Here is a 23,439-nt window from a genome sequence, read left to right on the forward strand (position 1 = left end):
AGGAGCAGAGATGCCCACATTCACCGCCCTGACCACCCTGCAAGGGAAAGAGGCCGCCGAGGCGCTTGGTACGGATATGGAGGGCTTGATCCCTGAACCCACCGGCGTGGGGGTTTTCGAGATCGAGGATGGCTCGGGCCTGTGGGAAGTGGGCGGCTATTTCGATGAGGCGCCGGACGAGGCCGGGCTGGCCCTTTTGGCGGCGATGCATGGGGCCAAGGATTTTGCCGTGTCCGAGGTGCCCGAGCAGGATTGGGTGGCCAAGGTGCGGCGCGAGTTGGTGCCGGTCGAGGCGGGACGTTTCTTTGTTTACGGTAGCCATGACGCCGACAAGGTTCCGGAAGGCTGTGAGCCGCTTTTGATCGAGGCGGCGATGGCCTTTGGCACCGGGCACCACGGCACGACACAGGGGTGCCTGCGGGCGCTGGACCGGTTGGCGAATGAGGGGTTCACCGGCAAATCGGTGATCGACGTAGGCTGTGGCACTGCCGTTTTGGCGATGGGCGCGGCGCGGATTTGGCCCGGTGAGGTGCTGGCCAGCGACATTGACGAGGTGGCCGTGGATGTGGCGCGGGCCAATGTGGTGGCCAACGGTCTTGAAGGCCGGGTCAAATGCCTTGAGGCGGCTGGGTTGGATAATGCCGAGATTCAGGCGGCGGCACCCTTCGATCTTATCTTTGCCAATATCCTGAAAGGCCCACTCATCGAGCTTGCCCCGGGATTGACCGCGAATCTGGTGCCCGGGGGGGTCTTGATTCTATCGGGACTCTTGAATGAGCAAGCGGACGAAGTCGTAGCGGTTTATTCCCAGAATGGAAACAGTGTAACGCATCGCGAAGAGATTGGTGACTGGACGACGCTAACGCTTAGAAAAAACGAGTAAAATCAAGGTAAAAATGCGCCTTTTCGTGGCGCGCGCCCAATTCCTGCCACATTTCAAACCTATTTTGAACTTGAACGCGGTGGGGGCCGGTTCAAACAGGACGCTAGAGAAATGAATGACGCTGCCAAGTCATACAAGGCATTCGATGCGCGCCTTAAAGGGATCGCGAAGCGTAAGACGCGTCTTGAGCGTGGATACAAAAGCCAAGTCTCAAAAGATGGTTTGATCATCTTTCGCCCACAAAAACGCGCCATTTCGCCGCGTATCTCGTTTCGGGGGCTCTTTTACCTCATTTTCGGGTTCTTCCTGTTCAAGGGCATGATCATGGCCCACTTGGGAAGCACGATTTACGCCGAGCGCGTTGCGGCTCTTCAGGAAGGGACGTTCATTGAGCAAGCGGGCGGGTTCGTGATGCAGCCCGATCGGGTCACTCAGGCGATTGCAACGCAGTTGCGGCCCATCCTCAAGCGTTAAGGTTTTCGGGTATGGGTAAGAGGTAACGAGTCTTCGAGTTTTTTGCTTCTCTCAACGCAAAAAGCCCTGCGCGGTGGTCCCGGCGCAGGGCTTTTTCTTTTGTCAGGTGCCGAGTGCGCTTATTGCGCTTGGGCCACGCGGTCGATATCGGCGCGGTTCAGACCGATGTCTTCGAGTTCGCGGTCGGTCAGAGCCGAAAGCGCCTTGCGCGTGGCGCGGGCGTCTTTCCATGCGGAGATGGCGGCAAAGAGGGCGATGAAGCGGCTACCAAAGCCGGCGGTGGCGGTGTTCGGGCGTGCAATGCTGAGATCGGCCATGGGACAGGCTCCTTCTTGTAGGCGTGTTTTCCGGGGGGCGGAGGTCACTCCGTCATTGATATGGCACTTAGGGGGGCGGCCCTTTGCCCACAAGTTAGTCTTTTTGCATAATCCTTATGCAGTTTGTGCATAGCTTGTTTATTGGGCGATTTCATGCGAGCCCCGCTTTTGTCTTGGGTTTTGTTCTTGTTTCGTGCTAACCCTTGGGAAAACCAAAGGGCAGGGCAGTGATATGCGGGTTTTGGGCATCGACCCCGGATTGCGGAACCTCGGCTGGGGCGTGATCGACGTCGAGGGTAGCCGATTGAGCCATGTGGCCAATGGTGTGTGTTGCTCGTCCGGGGCCGAATTATCGGAGCGCTTGCTGTCGCTTTACGTGCAACTGAGCGAGATTTGCACCACTTATGAGCCGCAGGCAGCAGCGGTGGAGCAGACATTCGTCAACAAGGACGGCGCGGCAACCCTGAAGCTGGGCCAAGCGCGGGGCATTGCGCTGTTGGTGCCTGCGCAACGAGGGCTTGCGGTTGGGGAGTACGCGCCCAACACGGTCAAGAAGACCGTTGTGGGCGTAGGCCATGCCAGCAAGGATCAGATCGGCCACATGGTGAAGGTGCAATTGCCCGGTGTCGATTTGGCCGGGCCGGACGCGGCGGATGCCCTGGCGATTGCCATTTGTCATGCGCATCACGCGCGGTCGCGGGCTTTCCAGGAGGTGCGGGCATGATCGGGCGTTTGGCAGGCCGGATTGATTACCGCGCGGCGGATCATGTTTTGATCGACGTCAAGGGCGTTGGCTACCTCGTGTATTGCTCGGACCGGACCTTGCAGGCCTTGCCGGGGACGGGTGAACATGTGGCGCTATATACCGACCTTCTGGTGCGTGAGGATTTGTTGCAGCTTTACGGCTTTACGACGCTGGCCGAGAAGGAGTGGCACAGGTTGTTGATGAGCGTGCAGGGGATTGGGGCCAAGGCCTCGCTTGCCATTCTGGGCACGCTGGGGCCGGATGGCGTAGGCCGGGCGATTGCGCTGGGCGATTGGAACGCGGTGAAGGCGGCCAAGGGCATCGGCCCAAAGACCGCACAGCGCGTCGTCAATGAACTGAAGGACAAGGCGCCGGAGGTGATGGCCATGGGCGCGGCGGGATCGGCCCCGGCGCAGGCCCCGGTAGCCGAGGATGATGTGATTGAGCCGGTGGAGGCCCCGGCGGCCCCCGCACCGGCGGCACCCAAGGGCCAAGCGCAGGCCGAGGCGCTTTCGGCACTGGCCAATCTGGGCTATGCACCGGGTGAGGCGGCGGGGGCTGTTGCGCAAGCGGCAGGCGATGCGCCCGAGGCCAGCACGGCGGAATTGATCCGTGCCGCGCTCAAGCTTTTGGCACCGAAGGGGTAAGCGATGGATCAGCCCGACCCCACCCTGCGCCCTGATCCTTTGCCTGAAGATGCTGACCGGAGCCTGCGCCCGCAGGCCTTGGATGAGTTTATTGGGCAGGCCGAGGCGCGTGCCAACCTAAAGGTTTTCATTCAATCGGCCCGGCAGCGGGGCGAGGCGATGGACCACACGCTGTTTCACGGCCCACCCGGATTGGGCAAGACGACGCTGGCGCAGATCATGTCTAAGGAGTTGGGGGTTGGGTTTCGCATGACCTCTGGCCCGGTTCTGGCCAAGGCGGGGGATTTGGCGGCGATCCTGACAAATCTGGAGCGCAATGACGTGCTGTTCATCGACGAGATTCACCGGTTGAATCCGGTGGTCGAGGAGGTGCTTTACCCCGCGATGGAGGATTTTGAGCTGGACTTGGTGATTGGCGAGGGGCCGGCGGCGCGGACGGTGCGGATTGAATTGCAGCCCTTTACGCTGGTAGGGGCGACGACGCGGCTGGGGCTGTTGACCACGCCTTTGCGGGATCGGTTCGGGATTCCGACGCGGTTGCAGTTTTACACCGAGGATGAGTTGCACGAGATCGTGACGCGTAATGCGGTGCGCATGGGCGCGCCTGCTGACAGCAACGGCGCGCGGGAGATTGCCCGGCGGTCGCGCGGGACGCCCCGGATTGCCGGGCGGCTGTTGCGCCGGGTGGTGGATTTTGCCGTGGTCGAGGGCGATGGCACGATCACCAAGGCGCTGGCCGATGGGGCGCTGACGCGGCTGGGGGTGGATAACCTTGGGCTGGACGGGGCAGACCGGCGGTATCTGCGCCTGATTGCCGAGGCCTATCAAGGCGGACCGGTGGGGATTGAAACGATCAGTGCCGCGCTGTCGGAAAGCCGTGATGCTTTGGAAGAGGTAATTGAGCCCTTCCTGTTGCAACAAGGGCTTATCCAGCGCACGCCACGGGGCCGAATGCTGGCTCAAGGGGGCTGGCGGCATTTGGGCATGGCCCCGCCGAGCCATCCGAAACAGGGAGATATGTTCGGGAAATGAGTGATGATCGGCTGGATGACTTACAGGCCATGGCGATGCAGGTGGCGGAGATTTACAGGGACCGTTTCGGTGCGCCGGACAGGGCGCAGTGGACTCTGTTAAAGCTCAATGAAGAAATGGGCGAGTTGACCGGCGCGTGGTTGCAAGCCGAAGGGCAGGGCCGAGGTGAGGCGACAAAGCAGGATGTGGCCAATGAATTGGCCGATGTTTTGGGTTTCCTGCTGGTTTTTGCGGCGCAGGCGGGGATTGATCCGGCGAACGCGCTGCACGCGAAATGGGGAAGGCATCTGCCGCAAACGAAGCCGGCGAAGAGCGTGAACTGAAACTTTGGGCAAAGCGTTCCAAGGCCTTTCGAAAGGCCTTGGCCGTTTGCGTTAGTCGAACTTGCCCGATGGGGCGAGGACGGTGGCTTCGCCGATCAGGACTTTCTTGCCGTTCACGAGGCAGCGGCAATCGAGTTGCACGCGGCGTTTGCCGTGGTCAATGCCGATCACCTCAACCTCGGCGAGGACGGTGTCGCCGGGACGGACGGGGCCGAGGAACTTGAGGGTTTGGCCCATGTAGACAGTGCCGTGACCGGGGAGTTGTTCGCCGATTACCGCCGAGATCAGGCCTGCGGTGAGCATGCCGTGGGCGATGCGGCCCTCGAAGATCGTATCTTGGGCGTAATCGTCATCAAGGTGCACCGGGTTCCGGTCGGTCGAGACCTGCGCGAACATTTCGATATCTTCATCGGTCACGACTTTGCGCAGGTGGCGCGTCATGCCCATCTCGATCTCTTCGATGGTGATGGTTCCGCGCGGCATGTTGTCCAACATTCGACCCTCCTGAATTGGTCGTCTGGGTAATTTTACGACGCCTTGGCGCCCAATGTTGGAACTTTATTACTTTGCAAGCGCAGAAAGGCAAGGGCTTTTTTATTAGCGCAGGTGGCCGATGGTATAGGTTGGGTTGGATTTTTCGTTTTCGATATAAGACCTTAATGCGTCGTCGTCGGGTTGGTGCGACGTTTTGGTTTCCTTGGCGGCGAGGCCACCGGAAATGAAAAGAGAATCGATACTCTCCCCCATAGCGCCAGCGATATCGGTGTGGATGCCATCACCAATCGCCAGAATCGCATCATTCGGCACGTCATGGCCAAGTGCGGCGAGGCGGCGGCGCGCAAGATCATAGATTGGTGGATGGGGTTTGCCGAAATAGAGGCTCTCGCCGCCCATCTCGGTATAAAGCCGTGCCAAGGCCCCGGCGCAGTATTCCCGGTGGTCGCCACGATCGACCACGATATCGGGGTTGGCGCAGAGGAACTTCATTCCCTTTTGCTTGGCGTAGAGGAACTGCGGGCGCATTTCGGCAGGATCGGCAGTGGGGTCGAAGGGACCAGTGCAGACAATGCCTTCGGCCTCGTCCAGCGGCACACACTGAATGTTGGCGGGGTTTTCGATCAGTTGCATCGGTTCGAAAAACTTGCTGTCGCGGTCCTCGCCGATGAAGAAGACCTTTTCACCGACCACGCCACGGAACATCGCGGCGCGGGCGCTGTCGCCGGAGGTGGCAATGGAATCCCATGCCTCAACTGGGACGCCGAAGGTCTTAAGCTGCTTTTCGACCCCGTTACGGGCGCGCGGTGAATTAGTGACAAGTATTACCACGCCCCCCTGTTCACGGTATTGCAACAGGGCGGTCACGGCCTCGGGCAGCGCTTTGACCCCGTTGTGCACACAGCCCCAAAGGTCAACGAACAGGGCCTCGTAACGGTCGGAAATCTCGGAAAGGGCGGAAATCACTTGTGTCATGTCGGGGCGCGTCCGGTTGTGGTATCTGTTGTCATGGTATGTCAGGGGGCGGCGCGGATTTCCAGTTGTGAATTTGCGCCCTAGATTGGCCTTTTTCCTTTGCTCCACTATCATACTGAGTGACAAGAAAAATTGACGCGCTGGCCCGTTCTTGTCGGGTCAGAATGGAACGGTGGACGAATGATGATCTTGGACGGTGCGGAATGAGTGCGGCAAGGGATGCCTTTATCAACGCCATGCGACAGGTGGCTTCGACCGTGACGGTGGTAACAACCGACGGCCCGGCGGGCCGGGCCGGGGCCACGGTGAGCGCCTTTACGTCGTTGTCGGCAGACCCGCCCTCGCTTCTGGTGTGCCTTAAAGATGATAGCCGGATCGCAAAGGCGGTGCGAGACAATGGCGTGTTCTGCGTCAATGTCTTGCCCGAGGATGCTGTCAAAGTGGCCCAGAGCTTTGCCGGGGCCTACGACGAAAAACAGCCCGACCGTTTTGCAGGTATCACGGTGTCGGATACGGAATTTGGCCCGATCTTGCCGCGGGCGACGGCTTTTACCTGTTCTTTGGACCGGACGGTGGGCCATGGGACGCATGAAATTTGCATCGGTAGCGTCACCGGTATTTCCAACGCTGGAGAGGCGCCTTTGGCGTATATGCACGGATCATTCCACGTGGTGCGACCCAAGCAGGCGGTTTAATCCAACCTATCGAAGAAAAGAAAAGGGGCGCCGGATTGGCGCCCCTTCTTTGTGTCTGGTGGCTGATTTTGAGGCTCTCGGCGTTTGGCCTTGGCCAAACGCCTGTCGCCTTACGGTTTTTCGCGAGGGCGAAAAACCTTACATCATGCCGCCCATGCCGCCCATGTCGGGCATGCCACCGCCCGGGGCTGCGCCTTCTTTTTGCGGCTTGTCGGCCACCATCGCTTCGGTGGTGATCAGCAGGCCAGCGATCGAGGCTGCGTCTTCCAGCGCGGTGCGAACCACTTTGGCGGGGTCGATGACACCGAATTTGAACATGTCGCCATATTCTTCGGTTTGCGCGTTGTAGCCAAACTTCAGATCGTCGCTTTCGCGGATCTTGCCAGCCACGACCGACCCGTCAACACCGGCGTTTTCGGCGATCTGGCGCAGCGGTGCTTCCAGAGCCTTGCGCACGATGTTGATGCCGTTGTTCTGGTCGCTGTTGACGCCTTGCAGACCGTCAAGTGACTTGGCACCTTGGATCAGGGCAACGCCGCCACCGACAACGATACCTTCCTGTACGGCCGCGCGGGTCGCGTTCAGGGCGTCGTCAACACGGTCTTTACGCTCTTTCACCTCGGTTTCGGTCATGCCGCCAACGCGGATGACAGCAACACCACCGGCGAGTTTCGCAACACGCTCTTGCAGTTTCTCGCGGTCGTAGTCCGAAGTGGTTTCCTCGATCTGGTTGCGGATCTGGTTGACGCGCGCTTCGATCTCGGATTTTTCACCGGCGCCTTCGACGATGGTGGTTTCATCCTTGCTGATCGAAACTTTCTTGGCCGAACCCAGCATGTCCATGGTGACCGACTCGAGCTTCATGCCCAGATCTTCGCTGATGACCTGACCGCCGGTCAGAATGGCGATGTCTTGCAGCATGGCCTTGCGGCGGTCGCCGAAGCCCGGTGCCTTTACGGCCGCGATTTTCAGACCGCCACGCAGTTTGTTGACCACGAGCGTGGCCAGCGCTTCGCCTTCGACATCCTCGGCGATGATCAGAAGCGGTTTCTGGCTTTGGATCACTTGCTCGAGCAGTGGAACCATCGGCTGCAGCGACGAGAGTTTCTTCTCGTGCAGCAGGATCAGGCAGTCGTCGAGCTCGGCGATCATCTTGTCGGAGTTGGTGACAAAATACGGCGACAGGTAACCGCGATCGAACTGCATGCCTTCAACGACATCGGTTTCGGTGTCGGTGCCCTTGTTTTCCTCGACGGTGATAACGCCGTCGTTGCCGACCTTCTGCATCGCGTCAGCGATTTGCTGACCGATTTCCGCTTCGCCGTTGGCCGAAATGGTGCCGACCTGGGCAACTTCGTCGGAGTTCTCGACGGGCCGAGCGGCGTTCTTGATGGCTTCGACAACCTTGGTGGTTGCAAGGTCGATACCGCGCTTGAGGTCCATCGGGTTCATGCCTGCGGCAACGGCTTTCATGCCTTCTTTGGCAATCGCCTGTGCCAGCACGGTGGCGGTGGTGGTGCCGTCACCGGCTTCGTCGTTGGTGCGGTTGGCCACTTCTTTGACCATCTGCGCGCCCATGTTCTCGAACTTGTCTTCCAGTTCGATTTCCTTGGCGACCGACACACCGTCTTTGGTAATGCGGGGGGACCCGAAAGATTTGTCGAGAACGACGTTCCGACCTTTGGGGCCGAGCGTCACTTTGACGGCGTTGGCCAGAGTGTTGACGCCGCGCATCATTTGGTTGCGGGCATCGGTGTCAAACTTGACGTCCTTGGCAGACATATCTGTCTCTCCTGACTATCTGTTGTTGCGTTGTTCGATTGGCGAAGCGATCAGGCGATGACGCCGAGAATGTCGCTTTCTTTCATGATCAGCAGCTCTTCGCCGTCGAGGGTGATCTCGGTGCCCGACCATTTGCCGAACAGAACCTTGTCACCTTCATTCACGGCCATCTCGATCAGCTCGCCGCTGTCTTTGCGGCTACCTGCGCCGACGGCGACGATTTCGCCTTCTTGCGGCTTTTCCTTGGCGCTGTCGGGGATGATGAGGCCGCCAGCGGTTTTCTCTTCGCTTTCGACGCGGCGGACCAGTACGCGGTCATGCAGCGGTTTAAATGCCATTGTCTTTGGCTCCTTGGCTCAAAGTTTCTCCCTAATGACCCCGGGCGGGGTCATTAGCACTCAGTCGATGCGAGTGCTAACGGCGCATAGCTAAGGAGCGGTATGGCATGAGTCAACATATCTCTGTCAAAAAAATGATGCGAGATTGCGCGATGTCGCGGCGCGGTTTAGCGTGGCCGGCAAATCAGGCAGGCAGAGGTGGTGAAAATGTTGCGGTTTCTTACGGTTTTGGTGTTGTGTGCGTTTCCCGCTGCGGGCTTTGCCAATTGCAGCGGCACCGACATGATCGCCGCCTTGCCCAAGTCCGAACGCGCAGCTTTGCTGTCGGCAGCAGAAAAGCAGGCTTTCCCCAAGGGTCTTTTGTGGCGGGCAAAACGGGACGATACGCAGATAACTTTTTTCGGAACCTACCACTTCCCGCACGAGCAGACACGCGCGCATCTGAAGGCGGTGAAACCCTATATCGAGGCGGCGGACAGTGTTTATCTTGAGGTGTCCAACGCGGATAGCGCCAAGATGGAACGCGAGATGGCGCAAGACCCTTCGCTGATGTTCATCACCGAGGGGCCAACCTTGCCGGAGCTTCTGGGTGATGAGGATTGGACACTGTTTTCCAGCGAAATGCGCGCCCGGGGTATCCCGCCGTTTTTTGCCGCCAAGTTCAAGCCGACATGGGCTGCGATGATGCTGGGAATCGGCCCATGCGAAGCGCGTAGTGGGGCGCTTGAGGGGAAGGGTATTGATACGCTGGTCGGAGATTATGCCGCCGAGATCGGCAATCCCTCGCGGTCACTGGAGGATTACCGTGACCTCATCACCATGCTGGATTCCTTCCCGATGCAGGATCAACTGGACATGATCCGGATGTTCTTTGCATGGTCCGGTAGCCCCGACGACATGGCTTATACCCTGCGGCAGCGTTATATGGCGCAGGAGGTGGCCCTGATTTGGGCGTTTTCGCAGAAGATGACGCTGGACCTTGGGGGCGAGGACGCTATGGAGGATTTCAAGCTCTTTGAGCAAAAGATGCTGACAGATCGCAATGTGTCTTGGGTGGAACGCCTGTTGGATGAAGCGCAGGGCCAAAAGGTGTTTGCCGCCGTGGGGGCCGCGCATTTGCCCGGTGAAATCGGCGTTTTGCGGCTTTTGGAGAACGAAGGGTTCGAGGTTAGCCGGCTTGAGCTTTTCCAGTGATGGCCGCTTTGCCTGCGTCGGTAACCGCATAGATCCCGCGCGCGGCACGGAAAAAATAGCCGTGGTGATTGTCGGCCATGATGCGGGTGGCGCGGGAAATGCCCGTGGCCTTGGCGATATCGGAGCCTTTAGAGGGGCCGTTTTCTGACAGATAGGCGGCGCAGCGCATGGCATCTTGCTTATAAGCGGTCATCACCTTGCCACGGGTGCCACCGTTGTTAGGGTCGCCCACGCGCGCGGCAAATTCCTTGAGCAGCGCGGCCTTGCGCGGGGCGGATTTGCGGGGCTGAAAGGGGGCGGGATCGCAGTGCACTTCGACGGCGCCTGACTCCAGTGACACGCTGAGTACCCCAAGGCCCAACCGGCGGCAGAGGCCCATGTTGCCCTTGAAGGCGCGCCATCCGGCGCGGCCTTTCCAGCGGGGCACTGCGACGTAGATATGTTCCGAGAGGGCCTGTCGCGCGACGGCCTGTTGCAGCAGGGTCAGGGAAAACCCGGTTTTCAGCTCGACGATCACCGGCTCGCATCCCTCTTGGCAGGCGACCACATCGGCAGGGCCGACCTCGGATTTCACCTCGTAGCCAAGCCCTTCCAGCCATGCTTTGACGGGCGCATATAAATCAGTTTCGGCGAGTTTTCCCATCTGGGCAAAATGGCCGCATCCACGACGGGTGACAAGCCGTGCCGTGCCGCCTATAAGGCGCGCAAATCAACCTTATTCAAGTAACAGGACAGCGATATGAGCACCCTTGTTTTCGGCCATAAATCCCCCGACACCGATTCCACCGGCTCGCCCATCCTTTGGGCGTGGTACATGAACGAGGTGAAGGGCGGCGATGCCGAGGCGGTTTTGCTGGGTGAGCCCAATACTGAAGCGGCCTTTATGCTGGAAAAATGGAACCTGCCCAAGCCGCGCATCATTTCGGATGTGGACGAAGGGCAGGCCTGTGTCATCGTGGACACCAACAACCCGGCCGAATTGCCGGAAAACATCAACAACGCCGACGTTCAGGCAATCATTGATCACCACAAACTGGTTGGCGGGTTGGAGACCAAAGGCCCGATCGACATCACCGTGCGCCCCTTGGCCTGCACCGCGACGATCATGGTGGACCTGATGGGGGACGACGCCGCCAAGATGCCCGAGGCGATGAAGGGCGCAGCGCTGACCTGCATCCTGTCGGACACTCTGGAATTCCGTAGCCCCACCACCACCGACCATGACCGCGAGGTTGCCAACAAGCTGGCCGCCGATCTGGGTGTGAACGTGGGTGATTATGCTGCCGAGATGTTCGCCGCGAAATCCGATGTCAGCGCCTTTTCCGATGCCGAGCTGATCCGCATGGACAGCAAGGAATACGAAGTGAGCGGCACCAAGTTCCGGGTCAGCGTTCTGGAAACCACCGCGCCGGGTATGGTTCTGGACCGCAAAGACAGCCTGATGGCCTCGATGAAAGACGTGGCTGCCGAGGATGGTGTGGACGAGGTTCTGCTGTTCGTGGTCGATATCCTGAACGAAGAAGCCACGCTTTTGGTACCGAACGATGTTGTGAAAACCGTGGCCGAGAAAAGCTTTGGCGCATCGGTTGAGGGAGACACGGTTGTTCTGCCCGGTATCATGAGCCGCAAGAAGCAGATTATCCCGAACCTCGCGCTGTAAGCGTTTCAGGATAACGTGATGAGAAGGGCGCCCGGGTGGCGCCCTTTTTCGTAGCCGCGGCATGGGGAATGTGCCAAAAGACTATGTGAATTGAGACTTTTGGGATCAATAATGCCGGTTTTCTTGCTGACTGCCCTGACCATGCTGGCCTTCGCGGCGAACTCCGTTCTGACGCGGGCAGGGCTTGTGGGTGGTGGGATGGATGCTGCGAGTTTCGGGGTGATCCGGTTGGTCGCGGGCGCTGTGGCCTTGGCGGTGTTATGCTTGGTCACGCGCGGGCATCTGCGGCTTGGTGGCGCGGGGCGAGTGACCGGGGTGCTGGCCCTATTGGTTTATATGTACGGGTTTACCGGGGCGTATAATTCACTGGATTCCGGGCTTGGGGCGCTGATCCTGTTTGCTATGGTGCAGATCACTATGTTCGCTTGGGCCGTGCGCGCCAAAGAGCGCGTGAGCGCGCGCCGCTGGATCGGGGCAGCCTTGGCTATGGCGGGGCTGGCGTGGCTGTTGTGGCCTGTGGGCGAGGCGCAGGTGAGCCTGCTCCATGGCGGCTTGATGGCCGTGGCCGGTATCGCGTGGGGTGTTTATTCCCTGTCGGGGCGCGGGGCGGGGGATGCCCTTCAATCCACGGCGGCGAATTTCGTTTGGGCCGCGCCGGTGGGGGCTTTCGCCCTGATCCTGCCCGGCAGCCAAGGCGAGTTGATGGTGGACACGCGGGGCGTTGTCTTGGCGATTGTTGCCGGGGCGGTGACCTCGGGGATGGGGTATGCCCTGTGGTACACCGTGTTGCCGCGGCTGATGGCTTCAAGTGCTGCGGTGGCGCAATTGACCGTGCCGGTGATTGCCATGGCAGGTGGCATGGCGCTGTTGGGCGAGGCGTTGACGTGGCGGTTTACGCTGGCCTCGGTGCTGGTGCTTGGGGGCGTGGCGATTGCGGTTTTGCCGCGCGTCAGGCGGCGTCAAAGCTGATCGAGAGCACTTCGAGTTCCACGATCCCGGTGGGTTTGCGCCATTCGACGATGTCGCCTTGTTTGGCCTCAAGCAGCGCGCGGGCCAGCGGCGAGATATGGGTGATCAGGCCCTTTTCCGGCTCCGCCTCATCCTCGCCCACGATGGTATAGCGGGCTTTGCGGCCCTCTTCATCCTCGACCTCGACAGTGGCGCCGAAGCTGATGTGCTCGGGTGGTCCTTGGGGTGGCTCTACCAGAATGGCAGAGGCGAGCCGCGCCTCGACATAGCGCAGGTCGCGTTCGGCCACGGAAAGCGGGTAGGGGTCGGGCAGAAAGTCACGGTTTTCGCGCAGGCGCGTGACCTCGGCCTCAAGCGCCGCTTTCCGCTCTTGCAGCAAGCGCAGGCCACGCGGGGTGACGTGGTTGGGGTGGGAACTGATCGGCAGATCGGGCAGGCGCTGTGGGCTGCTGCCGTCTTCTTCCTTGGTAAAGGCCTTGTTCATCTTATTCTACCAGTCGTTCCAAGGGATCGTAGCCGATTTCGCCCGCCGTGCCAAAGGCCACTTCTGGCAGGCTGTCGGGTTTGAACCGCAGGCCTGCCATTTCATCGCGGGAAACAAAGCGGCGGCGGGTGACGATGGCCTCGGGGTCTTGCCATGTGTCGCAAAGCCTGCCGTCGGTCACGGTGCAGCGAAAGAAGACCTCAACCTGATGGAAGGCATCATCTGGGTTGTGGAACTCGTTGACCAGACAGGGGTTTTGCACGGCAATCGTCAACCCGCATTCCTCGTGCACCTCACGGCGAAGGGTGTCGGGCAGGGATTGGCCGAGGTCCACCCCGCCGCCCGGCGCGCACCACAGATCGCTGGTATCGCCGGGGAAGGCATTGACCAGTAGCAGGCGGTTTTCGTGCAGGATGACCGCGCGGGCGGCAAGGCGGATGGGCATAAGCTGTGATCCATTGCGATTTCCCCCTGTTGTAGCGGGCGGAATGGGCCTATCTCAAGGCGCATGAAAGCCTTGCTGACATGTCTTGCCCTGATCCTGCCCGCCCCGGCCTTGGCCGATTGCGTGGTGTTGCTTCATGGCTTGGCGCGCACCGATGCCTCGTTCATCCTGATGGAGGAGGCCTTGCAGGCCGAAGGATATACCACGTTCCGGCCTGAATACCCCTCAACCGAGTTGGATATCGACCGGTTGGCGAATGATACGCTGCCCTTTGCGGTGCGTGTCTGTGGTGAAAGCCGGGTACATTTCGTGACCCATTCGATGGGCGGAATCCTGTTGCGCCATTGGCTGCGCGATAACAGGCCTGAGGATATGGGTCGGGTGGTCATGCTGGCGCCGCCGAACCATGGCTCGGAACTGGTGGATGAATTGGGTGGTCTGGAGCTGTTTGAATGGCTGAACGGCCCGGCGGGCATGCAGTTGGAAACCGGGCAGGAGGGGCTGCCCGAAAACTTACCCAAGGTAGATTTCGAACTGGGCGTGATTGCCGGGAACCGGTCGCTCAACCCCTATTTTTCCTCACTGATCGAGGGGCCGGATGATGGCAAGGTTTCGGTGGCCTCAACCAAGATCGACGGGATGGCCGACCATATTACATTGCCGGTCACGCATACCTTCTTGATGAACAATCCGGTGGTGATCGGGCAGGTGATCGAATTTCTGGAGACCGGCAAGTTTGACCATGACATGGACCTAGGCGATCTGATTTGGGGAGGTCAGAGTGACAGCGATTGACCTGACCCTGCAGGGGGCCGAGGTGCTTTTGCCCGAGGGCCTGACCGAGATGCCTTTGGCCCTGTCGGGCGGGCAAATTGTCGATGCGCCCGTGGGGCGCGAGGTGGATTTGCGCGGTTACATGATCCTGCCGGGAATCGTGGATATTCACGGCGATGCCTTTGAAAAACATCTGGCCCCGCGCCGGGGGGCGATGAAGGATCTGGACCAAGGGTTGGTGGCGGCGGAGGCCGAGATTGCCAGCAATGGGATCAGCACCTCGGTTCTGGCACAGTTTTTCAGCTGGGAAGGCGGTATGCGTGGGCCGGAGTTTGTGGGCCGGGTTCTGGCCGGGTTGGATGAGGTGCGCGACAGCCTGATGACCGATCTGCGGGTGCAGTTGCGGTTCGAGATTTGCATGCTGGACGCTTACGAGGCGTTCGAGGCTTTGGCGGTGCGGCATGGGGTAGACTATGTGGTGTTCAACGATCACCTGCCGCATGACGAACTGTCCAAGGGCAAGCGGCCGCCGCGCCTGACGGGGCAGGCCTTGCGGATTGGCAAGAACCCGGAAAAGCATTTGGCCGATTTGCAGGCGTGGCATGCGGCGATGGATCAGGTGCCTGCGGCGGTGGATGCGCTTGCGCGCAGCTTGCGGGACAAGGGCGTTGCCATGGGCAGCCACGATGACCGGAGCCACGCGGACCGCGAGGCATGGCGCGCGCGCGGCGCGCGGATTGCCGAGTTTCCCGAGACATTGGAGGCCGGAGAGGCCGCCCATGCGGGCGGTGATCCGGTGATCCTTGGGGCGCCCAACGTGGTGCGGGGCGGCTCGCACAAGGGCAATGTCAGCGCGCTTGAGATGGTGGCCATGGGATATTGCACCGCGCTTGCCTCGGACTATCATTACCCATCAATGCGGCGGGCGGCGTTTTTGCTCACTGACGGTGGGGTGATGGATTTGGCCGCCGCTTGGGGGCTGATTTCCTCGGGGCCGGCTGGGATATTGGGGCTTGAGGATCGCGGCGTGTTGCAGCCCGGCAAGCGCGCGGATTTGATCGTGATGGAACCCGCGACCCGGCGGGTTTGCGCGACGATGAGCGCGGGGCGGTTCAGTTACCTGAGCGGAGAGGTCGCGGCCCGGTTCATGGGATAGGTGGCCCTTGGCTTTGGCTTGGTGTAAGCGGCGGGCATGAGTGATTACGCGCCCCCCGATACGCCCCTAGATGTGATCCACGAGGACCATGAGATCGTGATCGTCAACAAGCCTTCGGGGCTGTTGTCGGTGCCGGGCAAGGGCGCGCATCTGGCCGATTGCCTGATTGCGCGGGTGCAGGAGGTGTTTCCGACGGCCCTGCTGGTGCATCGATTGGACCGGGATACCTCGGGCGTGATGGTCTTTGCCCTGACGCCCCACGCGCAGCGGCATCTTGGCCTGCAATTTGAAAAGCGGCAGGTGAAGAAGATTTACGTGGCGCGGGTCGAGGGGCGGTTGGAGCCCAAGACCGGCACGGTGGACCTGCCCCTGATCGTGGATTGGCCGAACCGGCCCTTGCAGAAGGTCTGCCATGAGACAGGCAAGCCCGCGCGGACGGATTGGCGGGTGCAGCGCTATGGCGAGGGCGAAACCCGCGTGCGGCTGTTCCCCAAAACCGGGCGGAGCCACCAGTTACGGGTGCATATGCTGGCCTTGGGGCATGTGATCTTGGGTGATCCGCTTTATGCGACGGGTGAGGCATTGGCGCATGAGCGCCTGATGCTGCATTCCGAGGAATTGCGCCTACGCCATCCTGACGGGGGTGAGGGGATGACATTTCGGGCCAAAGCGCCGTTCTAGGCGGCCCCTTTGCCCCGGCCGCCCCACCCACCCACCCGCGTCCGGGCCAAAGGGGCCTTGGATAGGGTGTTTGGCCGCGCGCCTGTGGCTGGCGGGGGCCTTCGGCGAGAGTATTTCGGGAAAGATGAAGCTGGTTAGCTGCGTAAGACCCGGTCGGTGAGATTGAGCCGGTTGGTGATTATTGGGCGCAGTGTGTCGGCAAGCTCGGGGTCCTGTTTTTGCAATTCTTCGAGTTCGTCGAGGCGGTTGGTGGCGATGAGGGTCAGGGCATCCATGCGTAGGGCCCCGCTGGTGTCGCGCGGCAGGGTTTTGACCGGCTGGAGCAACTCGGGCTTTGGGTCAGGGCAGAGGTTTTGCAACTTGTCCACCGGCAGGGATGTTTCCACAAAGGCGTAAAGCCCCACGCCCTTGGCAGGCAGGGCATAGGTGCAAAGTGCGACATCGGTGATGTCGGGGTGGTCCATGAGGGCGGTGCGCAGGGCGGGGCCGTCACGTTCGATCCGGTCTTCGGTGCCTTCACCGTCGGACCAGTTCATCAGGCGGCGGGTGATGAGATTATAAAGCCGTTTGCCGGTGGCCATCCAGAAGCGTGCGGGCAGGGCCTTTTGCGTCAGCATCCGGGATTCCGTGGGCGTCAACAGGTGCGGCGCATAGGCGCGTTTCTGTTTCAGCAAATGTCGCAGGTCTTCGCGGGCCATGACGCGGAAGAGCTTGCCGCGGCGGCGGTGTTTCGAGGCGAGTTGGAAGTCGATAACGGCGGCGCGGCCTTCGGGGGTCATCAGCCAGTTTTGCGGTTTGGCGATGTCGTTATGGGTGACACCGGCGCGGCGCATTTCCCGCAACAAGCGTTTCGCGTCGCGGTACCATTCGGGATCGGTGGGTCTGGCCAGTTGCAGAGGTGTGCCCTTGGTCCAGCTGCGCAGGAGGCCGGTTTCATCGACGCGAACCAAAGCCGGGCAACCTTCGATGCCTTGAACGGCGCGCAGCCCCTTGATTTCCCTGCGGGCAAGGGCCCAAGCGATCGGTTTGGCGTAGAGCGGCACGCCATCGAGTTTGCGCAGGACGACAGGGAAATTCGGATGGCCTTCGAGGGTTCCGGAAATGGTTTCGGAAAAGACATCGCGCTTGTGGACGGTATGAGGCAGGAAGCGAGCCTTGGCGATATCGGGGGGCAGGGTCATGGCGCTCTCTTAGTGGCTTTCAGGCCGCTGGGGAAGCGGTGTTAAAGCCTGTGCCATGACGCAGGATAAATATCAGGGTTTTGCGCGTGGCCGGGCGCGAACCATTCCTTGGGCGCGACAACGCATTTTCCGGGGCTGTCGTTGAGCCACGCCGCCCACCATGAGAATGTGGAGTTGGCGATCACGTTGTGGGCGCAGAGGGTTTGCAAATGCAGGTCGAAATGGCCTGTCGTTTCATCGTTGTGGTCGACGATGACAGTGTCGAACCCGAGCGAGAGGTTCTCTCGCGCCCAAGCAGGATCATTCGAGAAAACAAAGCAGGTGGGATCATTCCCTGTTATCTCGGCCACATGGCGTGCTGCGGTGCGGTAATAGTCGGGCGTGCAGGCCGTATAGGCGCCCGAGACCACGTAATCGCCGCGCCGGACATGCAGGGCCAGTGGACAGGGGGCCTTGGCGATTTGCACCGCCATGTCGGCGTTGGCCTTGTCGAGCGGAGTGGTAAAGCGCAGGTCCTTGCGGATTTGATCTGCGATGCTTTCGAAATATTTCCCGGATTGCCAGTAGCCATGCAAATAGGTTTGATCAGGCAGGTCGAAAAAATACGAGTTGAAGCCTAGATTGGTTTCTCTGTGAAACCGTGGATTGCGCCCGAGAATTCGCCAGAAGAAGTAGCGCAATGCGCCGTCGGTTTTTGCGGGCGGCAGGCGGTCGGTAGTGATGAAGCGGGCGTTTTGGAAATGTACGAAGCAATCGCCACGGTTTGTCGGGCTTGTGACATAGCGAGGATCGAGAGCCAGATCCGTTCCAAGGTGATCGGCCAAAGCTCGGCCGGCGGCGTATTGAAACAATTGGTTGCCGGCACCGCCGAAGAGGCGTGAAATGATCATGCGGTGCCTCTTGGGTTGCCGCCTACGGCGGGGGCGCGGCTGCGTTCCGAAAGTTGCGCCACCTTGTGGCGAAAGCGGCCCCTGTGCCATTCGCGCGACAGCCGCTCAGGCAGGGATTTCCGGCTTTGTTGGATGGTGGAGCCATCCAGTTGGTCGGCGATCTCCGAGATGCCCGACGGATAGATCATCGCCGGGCGCAGGCCAGTGTGCCAGTGGCTTTGCAAGAAGGTATCGACGGGTCGGTCGAAGGGGGCCGAGAGGGCCAGAAGATGCGCGGCGGTATCGCGGCTGACCAGTTGGGCCGTGGTGCGCAGGCCGCTCATTTGCGGCACGATCAGCGCCATGCCGTCCGTCGCCTCAAGAGTTGTGACAGGGCCTTTGGGTGGGCGGGTTTGAAACTGTATGTAGCCCAGCGTTTCGATGTGCCTTTGGGCTATTTGCAGGGCTGGTGAGAAGGTGTCGGGGTCAAGGCCCGCGTCGTCTTCGATAATCAGGGCTGCCGAGGCCTCATGCTTTTGCAAATCGGCCCATATCTGACGATGGGACAGGAAACAGCCGATCTCGCCGGTTTTGAGCGCGAAGGGATAGGGCGGATCGAACAGATCCGCCCCAACGGCGTTTTCAAGGTCTTCAGGAGGGCATTTTGCCCCGTCCACCGCGGGCCAGATTTCGCCTTCCAGCCCGCAGCTGTCCAACAGCGCCTGCGCATTGGCACGCCGGGCGGTGGCCCGCTCAAGGTGCAAAACGTAGGCGCGCATCTTCATGGCCTTGTCAGGCGCCCTCGGTCCAGCCGGAGACGGCTTTGACTTCCAGGAAATCCTCGATACCCCATTTGCCGCCTTCGCGTCCGTTGCCCGATTGTTTCATGCCGCCGAAGGGCGCGCCCATGCCGCGCGACTGGCCGTTCATTTCAACCATGCCAGAGCGAAGGGCGCGTGCGCAGCGGTTGGCGCGGGCGGGATCCTGCGTTTGAACATAGTTGGTGAGGCCATAGGGCGTGTCGTTGGCGATGGTTAGACCCTCTTCCTCTGTCTCAAAAGGAATTATGGACAGAACCGGGCCAAAAATTTCTTCACGCGCGATGGTCATGTCGTTGTTCACATCGGCAAAGACCGTGGGTTTGACATAGAAGCCGCGGTTGAGGCCATCGGGGCGGCCTACGCCACCGGCGACAAGGCGTGCGCCTTCGTCGATGCCTTGCTGGATCAGGTCCTGGATCTTGTTGAACTGAACCTCGTTCACCACCGGGCCGATGTGGCGGCCTTCCTCGTGGGATGAGCCGACCTCGATGGACTGGGCCACTTCGGCTGCAGTTTCAACCGCTTGGTCGTAAACCTCGCGCTGCACCAGCATCCGGGTGGGGGCGTTGCAGGATTGGCCCGAGTTGTTCATGCAGTGCATAACACCGCGCTTGACCGCTTTCTCGTCGGCATCTGCGAAGATCAGGTTGGCGCCTTTGCCGCCCAGTTCAAGGCTGACGCGCTTGAGGGTGTCTGCGGCGGTCTTGGTGATGATCTTGCCCGCACGGGACGAACCGGTGAAGGAGATCATGTCAACATCCGGGTGAGCCGTCAGTTGGCTGCCGACGCCAGCCCCATCGCCATTGACCATATTAAACACGCCTTTGGGCAGGTCAGCGGCATCAACGATTTCAGCAAAGATCATGGCGGAGAGCGGCGATTCCTCGGAGGGCTTCAGAACCATGGTGCAACCAGCCACAATGGCCGCGGCGACCTTCAACGTGACCTGGTTCATTGGCCAGTTCCAAGGCGTGATCATGCCGACGACGCCGATGGGATCATGAATGATCCGGTCGTTCGGGGCGTGATCGCCCAAGGGTTCGATAAACTCGAAATCCTTGGCAACGGTCAGGAACGCCTTCATATGGCCGAGCCCGGCGCCTGCCTGTTGCTGGCGGGCCATGTCGATCGGGGCGCCCATCTCAAGGCTGATGGCTTGGGCCATATCTTCGGCGCGTTCCTTGTAGGCGTCGTAGATGCGTTGCAGCGCCGCGATTCGCTCTTCTTTGGAGGTGGCGGCCCAAGCCGGGAAGGCGGCCTTCGCAGCGGCTACGGCGGCATCGGTATCGGCTTGAGTCCCAAGCGAAATGACCGCGCAGGCCTCTTCGTTGGAAGGGTCGATCACATTGTGATCTTTTGGCACACTTGGTTGCACCCAGGCACCGTTTATATAGAACTCGCGTTTCTTGATCATGGTGGACCTCCGTGAATTTGGCGGCACTGTGTCAGGGGAACTGCCGACCTGCAAGGTTGGAAAAGGACACTGGCCCCAGAATTTGATCAAATTCCCTGTAGGGGCCGACTGCAAGCAGAAAGGACATGTAACATGGCACTGCGTATCAACGACGAGATTCCCAACCTAACCGTGGAAACGGATCAAGGCACTGTGACCCTACATGACTGGATCGGTGATAGTTGGGCCATTCTGTTCTCGCATCCCAAGGATTTCACACCAGTGTGCACGACTGAATTCGGCGCTGTCGCGCAATTGGCGGACGAGTGGGAGAAGCGTGGCTGCAAGGTCATGGGCGTCTCGGTGGACGGTGTCGATGACCACAAGAAATGGAAGGGCGATATCGAGCAGGTTGGTGGCGCCAAAGCCGGTTTCCCGATCGTGGCGGACGAGGGGCTGGAGCTGTCGAAAGCCTTTGATATGTTGCCCGCCGAAGCCTATTTGCCCGATGGGCGCACCCCCGCGGACAGTGCCACGGTGCGCAGTGTTTTCATCATCGGACCGGACAAGCAGTTGAAGCTGTCGATGACCTATCCGATGACCGTGGGCCGCAACTTTGCCGAGGTACTGCGCGCCCTGGACGCCTTGCAGACCAGTGCCAAGGAAAACGTTGCCACGCCCGCAAACTGGACCGTGGGAGAGGATGTGATCATCCCGACCGCCGTCAGCGATGAGGATGCCAAGGCCAAATACGGCAGCTTTGAAACCGTACTGCCATATTTGCGCAAAACCAAGCTAGAAGCCTGATTTACAAGGTATTTGGTACAGGACACCCCGCCTTCGAGGCGGGGTTTCCTTTTCCGCCGGGGCTTGTGATGGACAGCGAGCGAAAACTCGCCTAATTCATCTTGCCAAATGGTGAGGTAATGAGCAGATGGCAAAGCGCGAGGCCTTCCGGATCAACGGATCAACTATTGCCCCGGGAACGCGGCAGACAGTGGATATCCCCGTAAGTACCCTGTCCGATCACACGCCGGTTCATCTTTCGGTGCATGTGGTGCATGGCAAGAAACCGGGGCCGGTCTTGTTTGTGTCGGCGGCCATTCACGGCGATGAGGTGATCGGCGTCGAGATCGTGCGAAGGCTTTTGAAGGCGGCGCCGTTGAAGAGCATGGCGGGCACTTTGCTGGCTGTGCCGATCGTCAATACCTTTGGATTTCACAACCATTCCAGGTATTTGCCGGATCGGCGTGATTTGAACCGTTGTTTTCCGGGGTTGAGCGAAGGGTCAATGGCGTCGCGGCTTGCCCATATCTTCATGCGCGAGGTGGTGAGCCGGGCGGACTTGGGAATCGATCTGCATTCCGCCGCCGTTCAGCGCACCAACCTGCCGCAGATTCGCCTGACGGCGGGGAATGATCGGTTGATGGAACTGGGCCGGGTCTTTGGCGCGCCGGTGATGATGCAGTCGAACTTGCGGGAAGGCTCGCTTCGCATGGCGGCCGAGGACGCTGGCGTTGATGTGCTGCTTTATGAAGGCGGCGAGGGGCAGCGGTTTGACGAATTGGCCGCCCGGGCTGGGGTCTCGGGTATCCTGAGGGTCATGCATCATCTTGGAATGGTTGGGAAAAAAGGTGTCCCCAAGCGACATGGTGAGCCGGTCCTGTGTGGTGATTCAACGTGGTATCGCGCGCCTGCCGGCGGCCTTTTCAGGGGCTATCAGGGCACCGGGGACCGGGTGTCGCCCGGTACGGTTCTGGGCGCGATTTCGGACCCGTTTGGCGAGGTGGAAACCGAGGTGGTCTGCGAGCATGAAGGCATCGTGATCGGCCGGACCAATATGCCCAATGTTTACGAAGGGGACGCGCTGTTTCATGTGGCGCAAACCCCCAAGGCCGAGAAAGCCCTTGAAGGGATCAGCGCGCATCTGGAGGCGGCGCCTCTTTTTGATGAGGATGAAATTATATAGCGAATTCAGTCGCTTAGGTCATTCACTTACCAGTGAATCGAAGCGTTTCGCGTTGCTCGGCGCGATAAAGATCGACAAGGCGATCAGGCTGAAGATGAATTCGTAGACCTCCCATTTGCGAGGCAGGTCGACGACGCCGATGAACACGCTGGCCCCGAAGGCAAGCGCGGCGTGGCGCAGGCCGGGGACGGGGATGGCCAGCGCATCGGCGAAGGATTTGACCCAGTTGAATCGGTTATACATCAGCGGCAAAACCACGAGGTAAAGCAGCAGTACGGTGGTCAGCACGCTGCCGAACAGCGTTTTGGCAAGCTGCTGTTCCCCGACCACGAGGTTATGCAGGTTGGTTTCGTTCTGGTAATTGTTCTCGGCAAAGAACTCGGTGGTTTCCCAGCCAAAGACGCGCTGGCCCCAGGAGATTTCCTCGCCTGCGGCAAAGAAGAACAATAGCGCGTAGAACGCCACCAAAAGGGTGGCGACCCATGCGCCATTGCGCGCTTGTGCGATACTATGGCGAACCAGTATCAGACTGGAAAAAAACAGGAAAATCGAAGTGGACCATTCGATGGGGCCGTCTTCCTGGGCGAACCCGTCATGGAACTGTTGCACGAAGCCGGTGAGGTAATAGAGCAGCGTGAACAATAGGCTGGCATAGGCCAGACCGAAGAGAAGCTGATCGGCGGCGTTGAGACGTTTCATGGCGGTTCCTGTCGCAAAAGGGCTTGGGCGTTGCGTTATCGCAAGGTGGCGCAGCGGGCAAGGGGGCGGTGAGTCCGGGTGGCAAGGGGGCCGCGCATTTGCCAAGCGCTCGGAATGGGCTGCGAATCGGGGATAAGCCCTTGGGTTAAAGGCAAAAACTCTATTCTGCACCGCGTCGGTATCACGTCGGTATTGCGTCGGTGTGGGTGTCGATATGCCCGGGGTGTTAACAGAGCGCGCGGTGAGAAACGTACGTTTTGTACGCGAGTTTTGTACGGTTTGGCTTGCCGCGCTCATCAGCCCTTACGGGCTTCTTCGCTAGGAGCGAAGCGATGAGCGTCCCGGCGGAATGGTGCGCAGTGAATGCGCACCCCACGCAGAGGTATCCTCAGAAATGACAAACCCCCGAAGCGGCTGCCCGGGGGTCGTCTGACTTTT

Annotated in this window: 28 protein-coding genes; 15 read left to right on the top strand and 13 right to left on the bottom strand. The window is 60.2% G+C overall.

Annotated features, from left to right (window positions below):
* Window positions 1-10 precede the first annotated feature (10 nt).
* A complete protein-coding gene (locus QZ498_RS10885; protein WP_294622127.1) occupies window positions 11-883 on the top strand; it encodes a 50S ribosomal protein L11 methyltransferase in 873 nt (290 codons plus the stop codon).
* 111 nt (window positions 884-994) lie between these two features.
* A complete protein-coding gene (locus QZ498_RS10890; RefSeq protein WP_294622129.1) occupies window positions 995-1,357 on the top strand; it encodes a hypothetical protein in 363 nt (120 codons plus the stop codon).
* Between the two features lie 119 nt (window positions 1,358-1,476).
* Here the strand turns inward: QZ498_RS10890 and QZ498_RS10895 are convergent, their stop codons facing one another.
* Window positions 1,477-1,674 carry a DUF1127 domain-containing protein gene (locus tag QZ498_RS10895; RefSeq protein ID WP_294622131.1) on the bottom strand — a complete coding sequence of 66 codons (198 nt, stop codon included), beginning with the start codon at window positions 1,672-1,674 and terminating at the stop codon, window positions 1,477-1,479.
* Window positions 1,675-1,906: 232 nt separating this feature from the next.
* On the opposite strand from QZ498_RS10895, the gene ruvC reads away from it, so the two are divergent.
* Genes ruvC through QZ498_RS10915 form a run of 4 tightly spaced genes read left to right on the top strand, consistent with a single transcriptional unit; the run spans window position 1,907 to window position 4,421 of the window.
* Window positions 1,907-2,398 (top strand): crossover junction endodeoxyribonuclease RuvC, encoded by a 492-nt coding sequence (ruvC, locus tag QZ498_RS10900; RefSeq protein WP_294622133.1) that lies wholly within the window; start codon window positions 1,907-1,909, stop codon window positions 2,396-2,398.
* A complete protein-coding gene (gene ruvA, locus QZ498_RS10905) occupies window positions 2,395-3,066 on the top strand; it encodes a Holliday junction branch migration protein RuvA (RefSeq protein ID WP_294622134.1) in 672 nt (223 codons plus the stop codon). The genes ruvC and ruvA overlap by 4 nt, the downstream gene beginning before the upstream one ends.
* A gap of 3 nt (window positions 3,067-3,069) precedes the next feature.
* On the top strand, window positions 3,070-4,098 hold the full coding sequence (gene ruvB / locus QZ498_RS10910; protein WP_294622136.1) for a Holliday junction branch migration DNA helicase RuvB: 1,029 nt from the start codon (window positions 3,070-3,072) through the stop codon (window positions 4,096-4,098).
* 29 nt (window positions 4,099-4,127) lie between these two features.
* Entirely contained in the window at window positions 4,128-4,421 is a 294-nt protein-coding gene (locus QZ498_RS10915; protein ID WP_294622138.1) for a hypothetical protein, read from the top strand.
* A 51-nt stretch (window positions 4,422-4,472) separates the two neighbouring features.
* Here the strand turns inward: QZ498_RS10915 and QZ498_RS10920 are convergent, their stop codons facing one another.
* Together QZ498_RS10920 and QZ498_RS10925 are read right to left on the bottom strand one after the other, a co-directional pair.
* The gene (locus tag QZ498_RS10920) at window positions 4,473-4,916 is read right to left on the bottom strand and encodes a MaoC family dehydratase (protein ID WP_294622140.1); all 444 of its coding nucleotides are present in this window, start codon (window positions 4,914-4,916) and stop codon (window positions 4,473-4,475) included.
* 102 nt (window positions 4,917-5,018) lie between these two features.
* Complete coding sequence (locus QZ498_RS10925) at window positions 5,019-5,891, bottom strand: TIGR01459 family HAD-type hydrolase (RefSeq protein WP_294622142.1); 873 nt, start codon at window positions 5,889-5,891, stop codon at window positions 5,019-5,021.
* 203 nt (window positions 5,892-6,094) lie between these two features.
* Here QZ498_RS10925 and QZ498_RS10930 point away from each other — a divergent pair, with 203 nt between their 5' ends.
* Window positions 6,095-6,586 (top strand): flavin reductase family protein, encoded by a 492-nt coding sequence (locus QZ498_RS10930; protein WP_294622144.1) that lies wholly within the window; start codon window positions 6,095-6,097, stop codon window positions 6,584-6,586.
* Between the two features lie 138 nt (window positions 6,587-6,724).
* Here QZ498_RS10930 and groL read toward each other — a convergent pair whose 3' ends face one another.
* The gene (groL, locus tag QZ498_RS10935) at window positions 6,725-8,368 is read right to left on the bottom strand and encodes a chaperonin GroEL (protein WP_294622146.1); all 1,644 of its coding nucleotides are present in this window, start codon (window positions 8,366-8,368) and stop codon (window positions 6,725-6,727) included.
* 50 nt (window positions 8,369-8,418) lie between these two features.
* A complete protein-coding gene (gene groES / locus QZ498_RS10940) occupies window positions 8,419-8,706 on the bottom strand; it encodes a co-chaperone GroES (RefSeq protein WP_294622148.1) in 288 nt (95 codons plus the stop codon).
* Window positions 8,707-8,913: 207 nt separating this feature from the next.
* Here groES and QZ498_RS10945 point away from each other — a divergent pair, with 207 nt between their 5' ends.
* Window positions 8,914-9,900: a TraB/GumN family protein gene (locus tag QZ498_RS10945; RefSeq protein ID WP_294622150.1), complete on the top strand. Its 987-nt coding sequence runs from the start codon at window positions 8,914-8,916 to the stop codon at window positions 9,898-9,900.
* On the opposite strand, the gene QZ498_RS10950 is transcribed toward QZ498_RS10945, so the two are convergent.
* Entirely contained in the window at window positions 9,875-10,543 is a 669-nt protein-coding gene (locus QZ498_RS10950) for a DUF2161 domain-containing phosphodiesterase (RefSeq protein WP_294622152.1), read from the bottom strand. The genes QZ498_RS10945 and QZ498_RS10950 overlap by 26 nt on opposite strands.
* Before the next feature lie 96 nt (window positions 10,544-10,639).
* Here QZ498_RS10950 and QZ498_RS10955 point away from each other — a divergent pair, with 96 nt between their 5' ends.
* Together QZ498_RS10955 and QZ498_RS10960 are read left to right on the top strand one after the other, a co-directional pair.
* Window positions 10,640-11,560, top strand: a complete 921-nt coding sequence (locus tag QZ498_RS10955; protein ID WP_294622154.1) for a manganese-dependent inorganic pyrophosphatase — start codon at window positions 10,640-10,642, stop codon at window positions 11,558-11,560.
* A 111-nt stretch (window positions 11,561-11,671) separates the two neighbouring features.
* Window positions 11,672-12,529, top strand: a complete 858-nt coding sequence (locus QZ498_RS10960; protein ID WP_294622155.1) for a DMT family transporter — start codon at window positions 11,672-11,674, stop codon at window positions 12,527-12,529.
* Here the strand turns inward: QZ498_RS10960 and QZ498_RS10965 are convergent.
* Together QZ498_RS10965 and QZ498_RS10970 are read right to left on the bottom strand one after the other, a co-directional pair.
* Window positions 12,510-13,013 (bottom strand): GreA/GreB family elongation factor, encoded by a 504-nt coding sequence (locus QZ498_RS10965; RefSeq protein WP_294622157.1) that lies wholly within the window; start codon window positions 13,011-13,013, stop codon window positions 12,510-12,512. The two genes, QZ498_RS10960 and QZ498_RS10965, sit on opposite strands and share 20 nt — an antisense overlap.
* A 1-nt stretch (window position 13,014) precedes the next feature.
* A complete protein-coding gene (locus tag QZ498_RS10970) occupies window positions 13,015-13,458 on the bottom strand; it encodes an NUDIX hydrolase (protein ID WP_294622159.1) in 444 nt (147 codons plus the stop codon).
* Between the two features lie 63 nt (window positions 13,459-13,521).
* On the opposite strand from QZ498_RS10970, the gene QZ498_RS10975 reads away from it, so the two are divergent.
* The 3 genes from QZ498_RS10975 to QZ498_RS10985 are packed head-to-tail and all read left to right on the top strand — an operon-like array spanning window position 13,522 to window position 16,069.
* On the top strand, window positions 13,522-14,253 hold the full coding sequence (locus QZ498_RS10975) for an alpha/beta fold hydrolase (RefSeq protein ID WP_294622161.1): 732 nt from the start codon (window positions 13,522-13,524) through the stop codon (window positions 14,251-14,253).
* A complete protein-coding gene (locus QZ498_RS10980; RefSeq protein ID WP_294622162.1) occupies window positions 14,240-15,388 on the top strand; it encodes an alpha-D-ribose 1-methylphosphonate 5-triphosphate diphosphatase in 1,149 nt (382 codons plus the stop codon). The genes QZ498_RS10975 and QZ498_RS10980 overlap by 14 nt, the downstream gene beginning before the upstream one ends.
* 36 nt (window positions 15,389-15,424) lie before the next feature.
* Window positions 15,425-16,069 carry an RluA family pseudouridine synthase gene (locus tag QZ498_RS10985; protein ID WP_294622175.1) on the top strand — a complete coding sequence of 215 codons (645 nt, stop codon included), beginning with the start codon at window positions 15,425-15,427 and terminating at the stop codon, window positions 16,067-16,069.
* A 134-nt stretch (window positions 16,070-16,203) separates the two neighbouring features.
* Here the strand turns inward: QZ498_RS10985 and QZ498_RS10990 are convergent, their stop codons facing one another.
* The 4 genes from QZ498_RS10990 to QZ498_RS11005 are packed head-to-tail and all read right to left on the bottom strand — an operon-like array spanning window position 16,204 to window position 20,354.
* On the bottom strand, window positions 16,204-17,250 hold the full coding sequence (locus tag QZ498_RS10990; protein WP_294622177.1) for a serine/threonine protein kinase: 1,047 nt from the start codon (window positions 17,248-17,250) through the stop codon (window positions 16,204-16,206).
* Window positions 17,251-17,291: 41 nt separating this feature from the next.
* Window positions 17,292-18,140, bottom strand: a complete 849-nt coding sequence (locus tag QZ498_RS10995) for an alpha-1,2-fucosyltransferase (protein WP_294622179.1) — start codon at window positions 18,138-18,140, stop codon at window positions 17,292-17,294.
* Window positions 18,137-18,898: a glycosyltransferase family 25 protein gene (locus QZ498_RS11000; RefSeq protein WP_294622181.1), complete on the bottom strand. Its 762-nt coding sequence runs from the start codon at window positions 18,896-18,898 to the stop codon at window positions 18,137-18,139. The genes QZ498_RS10995 and QZ498_RS11000 overlap by 4 nt, the downstream gene beginning before the upstream one ends.
* Before the next feature lie 13 nt (window positions 18,899-18,911).
* On the bottom strand, window positions 18,912-20,354 hold the full coding sequence (locus QZ498_RS11005) for an aldehyde dehydrogenase family protein (protein WP_294622183.1): 1,443 nt from the start codon (window positions 20,352-20,354) through the stop codon (window positions 18,912-18,914).
* 132 nt (window positions 20,355-20,486) lie between these two features.
* On the opposite strand from QZ498_RS11005, the gene QZ498_RS11010 reads away from it, so the two are divergent.
* A complete protein-coding gene (locus QZ498_RS11010; RefSeq protein WP_294622184.1) occupies window positions 20,487-21,140 on the top strand; it encodes a peroxiredoxin in 654 nt (217 codons plus the stop codon).
* A 127-nt stretch (window positions 21,141-21,267) separates the two neighbouring features.
* Window positions 21,268-22,302 (top strand): succinylglutamate desuccinylase/aspartoacylase family protein, encoded by a 1,035-nt coding sequence (locus tag QZ498_RS11015; RefSeq protein ID WP_294622185.1) that lies wholly within the window; start codon window positions 21,268-21,270, stop codon window positions 22,300-22,302.
* Window positions 22,303-22,320: 18 nt separating this feature from the next.
* Here QZ498_RS11015 and QZ498_RS11020 read toward each other — a convergent pair whose 3' ends face one another.
* Window positions 22,321-23,001: a hypothetical protein gene (locus QZ498_RS11020; protein ID WP_294622186.1), complete on the bottom strand. Its 681-nt coding sequence runs from the start codon at window positions 22,999-23,001 to the stop codon at window positions 22,321-22,323.
* Window positions 23,002-23,439: the final 438 nt, after the last annotated feature.

The organism is uncultured Roseovarius sp. (genome assembly GCF_913057115.1).
Classification (GTDB): domain Bacteria; phylum Pseudomonadota; class Alphaproteobacteria; order Rhodobacterales; family Rhodobacteraceae; genus Roseovarius.

Bases quoted from the DNA above. Each gene is read 5' to 3' on its own strand.
- QZ498_RS10890 (WP_294622129.1), top strand. From the start codon at position 995: ATGAATGACGCTGCCAAGTCATACAAGGCATTCGATGCGCGCCTTAAA.
- QZ498_RS10995 (WP_294622179.1), bottom strand. From the start codon at position 18,140: ATGATCATTTCACGCCTCTTCGGCGGTGCCGGCAACCAATTGTTTCAA.
- groES (WP_294622148.1), bottom strand. From the start codon at position 8,706: ATGGCATTTAAACCGCTGCATGACCGCGTACTGGTCCGCCGCGTCGAA.
- QZ498_RS10975 (WP_294622161.1), top strand. From the start codon at position 13,522: ATGAAAGCCTTGCTGACATGTCTTGCCCTGATCCTGCCCGCCCCGGCC.
- ruvA (WP_294622134.1), top strand. From the start codon at position 2,395: ATGATCGGGCGTTTGGCAGGCCGGATTGATTACCGCGCGGCGGATCAT.
- QZ498_RS11020 (WP_294622186.1), bottom strand. From the start codon at position 23,001: ATGAAACGTCTCAACGCCGCCGATCAGCTTCTCTTCGGTCTGGCCTAT.
- QZ498_RS10960 (WP_294622155.1), top strand. From the start codon at position 11,672: ATGCCGGTTTTCTTGCTGACTGCCCTGACCATGCTGGCCTTCGCGGCG.
- ruvB (WP_294622136.1), top strand. From the start codon at position 3,070: ATGGATCAGCCCGACCCCACCCTGCGCCCTGATCCTTTGCCTGAAGAT.
- QZ498_RS10945 (WP_294622150.1), top strand. From the start codon at position 8,914: ATGTTGCGGTTTCTTACGGTTTTGGTGTTGTGTGCGTTTCCCGCTGCG.
- QZ498_RS10990 (WP_294622177.1), bottom strand. From the start codon at position 17,250: ATGACCCTGCCCCCCGATATCGCCAAGGCTCGCTTCCTGCCTCATACC.
- ruvC (WP_294622133.1), top strand. From the start codon at position 1,907: ATGCGGGTTTTGGGCATCGACCCCGGATTGCGGAACCTCGGCTGGGGC.
- QZ498_RS10970 (WP_294622159.1), bottom strand. From the start codon at position 13,458: ATGCCCATCCGCCTTGCCGCCCGCGCGGTCATCCTGCACGAAAACCGC.
- QZ498_RS10955 (WP_294622154.1), top strand. From the start codon at position 10,640: ATGAGCACCCTTGTTTTCGGCCATAAATCCCCCGACACCGATTCCACC.
- QZ498_RS11010 (WP_294622184.1), top strand. From the start codon at position 20,487: ATGGCACTGCGTATCAACGACGAGATTCCCAACCTAACCGTGGAAACG.
- groL (WP_294622146.1), bottom strand. From the start codon at position 8,368: ATGTCTGCCAAGGACGTCAAGTTTGACACCGATGCCCGCAACCAAATG.
- QZ498_RS10895 (WP_294622131.1), bottom strand. From the start codon at position 1,674: ATGGCCGATCTCAGCATTGCACGCCCGAACACCGCCACCGCCGGCTTT.
- QZ498_RS10915 (WP_294622138.1), top strand. From the start codon at position 4,128: ATGGCGATGCAGGTGGCGGAGATTTACAGGGACCGTTTCGGTGCGCCG.
- QZ498_RS10885 (WP_294622127.1), top strand. From the start codon at position 11: ATGCCCACATTCACCGCCCTGACCACCCTGCAAGGGAAAGAGGCCGCC.
- QZ498_RS11000 (WP_294622181.1), bottom strand. From the start codon at position 18,898: ATGCGCGCCTACGTTTTGCACCTTGAGCGGGCCACCGCCCGGCGTGCC.
- QZ498_RS10950 (WP_294622152.1), bottom strand. From the start codon at position 10,543: ATGGGAAAACTCGCCGAAACTGATTTATATGCGCCCGTCAAAGCATGG.
- QZ498_RS10965 (WP_294622157.1), bottom strand. From the start codon at position 13,013: ATGAACAAGGCCTTTACCAAGGAAGAAGACGGCAGCAGCCCACAGCGC.
- QZ498_RS11005 (WP_294622183.1), bottom strand. From the start codon at position 20,354: ATGATCAAGAAACGCGAGTTCTATATAAACGGTGCCTGGGTGCAACCA.
- QZ498_RS10920 (WP_294622140.1), bottom strand. From the start codon at position 4,916: ATGTTGGACAACATGCCGCGCGGAACCATCACCATCGAAGAGATCGAG.
- QZ498_RS10925 (WP_294622142.1), bottom strand. From the start codon at position 5,891: ATGACACAAGTGATTTCCGCCCTTTCCGAGATTTCCGACCGTTACGAG.
- QZ498_RS11015 (WP_294622185.1), top strand. From the start codon at position 21,268: ATGGCAAAGCGCGAGGCCTTCCGGATCAACGGATCAACTATTGCCCCG.
- QZ498_RS10930 (WP_294622144.1), top strand. From the start codon at position 6,095: ATGAGTGCGGCAAGGGATGCCTTTATCAACGCCATGCGACAGGTGGCT.
- QZ498_RS10985 (WP_294622175.1), top strand. From the start codon at position 15,425: ATGAGTGATTACGCGCCCCCCGATACGCCCCTAGATGTGATCCACGAG.